The sequence below is a fragment of the Limnospira sp. genome, from assembly GCF_051859755.1.
Classification (GTDB): domain Bacteria; phylum Cyanobacteriota; class Cyanobacteriia; order Cyanobacteriales; family Microcoleaceae; genus Limnospira; species Limnospira fusiformis.
This window is the reverse complement of the sequence record NZ_JBIMLI010000268.1, coordinates 1-2,880: the sequence shown is the minus strand read 5'-3', so window position 1 is coordinate 2,880 and position 2,880 is coordinate 1. Positions and strand designations below refer to the sequence as shown.

The window sequence follows — 2,880 nt, the reverse complement described above, 5'->3', positions numbered from 1 at the left end:
GTGGTCGGATTTTGGGAATGGGTTTTCCCTCACGCCTTCCGTTCCCCGCTTCAATCCCAGATTTGTGATTTCTGAAATTGGGGGTGGCTATCGCCTTTACTCTTTCCCAAATCACCCCAAGTGGGTTGAAGTACTCCTCCTAAGTATACTTGGACGGTATTCTTGTGATTTCTTAAATGGGATTGACCTTGAGTTCCCTGCCTTGCTTAGTTTGTATTAAGCGTTGGGACATATATACAGTTAAGGGGTTAGACTGGTCGAAGGTCTAATTTTCCCTCTAGGAGGTTATTTCAGGCATTGCAGCCTTATTTGACTCCTAAACATCTCGCACCTACATAGTCCAGTATAGCAAAAGCCTGACGGCCAAAAAGCTGCTTTTGTTCGTAGCAATGGGGACACCAATAAGCACCAAAAGTTTTAGCGCCAATCTGTTTAAGATGGGTAGCGAGGGATATTTCGGCTGCGCCTGAATTAGTAGTAATCTGACGGCTGACGAGGGTAGGTGGCTGAGTGGTTGAGGTAGGTTGTCCACCATAAACCCCCAGGACAGTGACCAAAGCCACCATAGTCACAGCCACCCCAACTAAAAGCTGTTGTCCGAAATCATCCCAAAATCGCCCCACCATAGTCAGGAGAAAGAGACTAATGGAGAAAATGGCGGAAGCCACACAGTAGGGACAAAAGGCTTGCAGTTCAAAAGCCAGCAGATACATCAAAAAGCCACTGATAACGGCCATGACGGTAGCCAAACCAAACATAATCCACCAGGTAGCGGATTCTAATTTAGTCCGTAGTTTTTTTTGACTGGAGGGATTGACCAGCCAGGGGGTAGCGGCTAGACTTGCCATAGTGAAATAGGCTAAAAACCCAAATAGGCTAATGGGTATCCCCGCCACGGTGGCTAATGGACTATTGAGAACTTCATGACATCCTTGGGTAGGACAGACAGCCACTCCCCCCAAGAGTTTAACCCCAGTTAAATAGGCAGTTTCGATCGCCCCTATAATAGCGATGGTGAGAATAATTAGACGAGAGTGGCGATAAATCCAGGGAGTAGAAGGACTGCTAAGCATAGGAAATGTTTTCAGTTTCTGATTAGGGTTTCAGTTTACTAGGTAGTTCCGACTGTGGTTTAAGTGTCCAGGGGTCTGTTGTTCCTGGCTGTAAACCACGCTGCATAGCCTCGACAAACTGACTAACGCGACTGGGATCAATAGGTTGGCTAATGCGGCCATGTCGTTTAAGGGAACTGGCAACAATCACGCCATCAGCAGCTTTAATGAGGGTAGAAATATTTTCATAATCAGCCCCACTGCCGATAAATACGGGAGTATCACCCGCTGCAGTCCGCGCTAGTTCCAGGTCTTCCAGACTAGGGGGACTACCAGTAGACCAGCCTGATAGAATAATTCCATCAGCTAAGGCTCGTTCTGTGGTTTCCTTAACTGCTGTTGTCAGATTGGGAGAACCCAGAGGTCGGCCATGTTTGACTAGGACATCTGCCAATATTTTAACATCGCTTCCTAATTCTCGACGATAGCGCAGGAGTCGGTGAGCATTGCCTTCAATTATTCCCTGGTCGGTAGCCATCACGCCGTTTAAGACGTTGACACGAATGAATTGGGCTCCTACACAGGATGCGATCGCCAAAGCGCTTTCACCGTCATTTCGCAAGACATTGACTCCCAGGGGGACTGTAACTAGATTCATCAGCCGTTGGATAATCATGGTCATGGCGCTGACCACCGCTGGATCTACCTTATCTTTAGCAAAGGGAGAATCAAAAAAGTTCTCGACAATTATACCATGTACACCCCCGGAGGCGAGGGCAGTTGCTTCTTGTTCAGCGCGATCGATTACTGCTTTGATATCCCCACCCCATCGAGGGGAGGTGGGAAGCGGCAGCAGATGCACTACTCCAATGATGGGATTTTCAGTGTTAAAAATTTGATTTAAGTCCACAGATTTACCTTAAACCGCCAAAATGTGATCAGCCCCTTACCGGCCGAAACTTTTAGCATACAACTGCTACGGTGTTTTTGACAGATACATTTAACCAGGAAAAATCTGGCAATAGCCGGAAGTTTATGAGTATGGCACCATCTGGAATGAGGTAATCACGCCATTAGTGGAGGTATCTCTCAAAGCCAAGGGCAGAATGTTAAAGGCTCCATTAATATCACGTCCTATCCTATGACCACAATTAGGGCAAACAAATTGTTTGTTGCCTCCTAGTTGGGTGTGAATGTGACCACATTTTGAACAGGTTTTGCTGGTGTACTCTTTCGTTACGTCCGGGGGCGGGTTTACAAAGCTGATTCTTCTTAGTGGGGGCTGATCGCAGAACCCGCCCCTACACACAGCCATACTTAGCTGCTTGATGCTTCAACAAAGTCTGAAAACGGTAATGAGCCCATGTCACCATGGCGCGTCCCGTTTTCGTGGCCAAGCGTCGTTTTCCTCTCTTGACCAGATTTTTCACTTCAAACTTGGGCAAAAATATTAGTTTATACTTGGTGGTGCGAGACGTTCAGATACGAAATAAGGCGGTAATGCCTGAAATAGCTATCTGGTGGGGCTTCAACCCCTTGGTTGAATATAAGAGGCTCGCCTCTGACCGACCCCATAACTGTTTATATGTCCCGACGTTTGGTATCATACGATACCAAAACCCGGCAGGGAACCCCAGGTTAACATACTCTGTAACAATTCGTAACAATTCTTAACATAACGGAAACGTAACGAAACAGAGGTGAGGGTAACGGCGATAGCCACTCCTAGTTTCAGGACCCACAATCCTGGGATTGAAGCGGGGAACGGAAGGCTCCGAGGTGTAACCCAACACCAGAATCGAGACCACTGCCAACCATCCATGATTAG

At 47.3% G+C, this 2,880-nt stretch carries 3 protein-coding genes; all 3 read right to left on the bottom strand.

Going from position 1 to position 2,880, the window contains the following annotated elements:
- Positions 1 to 305: 305 nt before the first annotated feature.
- Entirely contained in the window at positions 306 to 1,073 is a 768-nt protein-coding gene (locus ACTIE0_RS23695; RefSeq protein ID WP_006620436.1) for a vitamin K epoxide reductase family protein, read from the bottom strand.
- Positions 1,074 to 1,095: 22 nt separating this feature from the next.
- Positions 1,096 to 1,962, bottom strand: coding sequence for a photosystem I biogenesis protein BtpA (gene btpA / locus ACTIE0_RS23690; RefSeq protein ID WP_006620437.1), 867 nt, complete (start codon positions 1,960 to 1,962; stop codon positions 1,096 to 1,098).
- Positions 1,963 to 2,085: 123 nt separating this feature from the next.
- Positions 2,086 to 2,367 (bottom strand): zinc ribbon domain-containing protein, encoded by a 282-nt coding sequence (locus tag ACTIE0_RS23685; RefSeq protein WP_215905439.1) that lies wholly within the window; start codon positions 2,365 to 2,367, stop codon positions 2,086 to 2,088.
- Positions 2,368 to 2,880 lie beyond the last annotated feature (513 nt).

Excerpts from the sequence above, each read along its gene's own strand:
- ACTIE0_RS23695 (WP_006620436.1), bottom strand. The coding sequence starts at position 1,073 with ATGCTTAGCAGTCCTTCTACTCCCTGGATTTATCGCCACTCTCGTCTA.
- ACTIE0_RS23685 (WP_215905439.1), bottom strand. The coding sequence starts at position 2,367 with ATGGCTGTGTGTAGGGGCGGGTTCTGCGATCAGCCCCCACTAAGAAGA.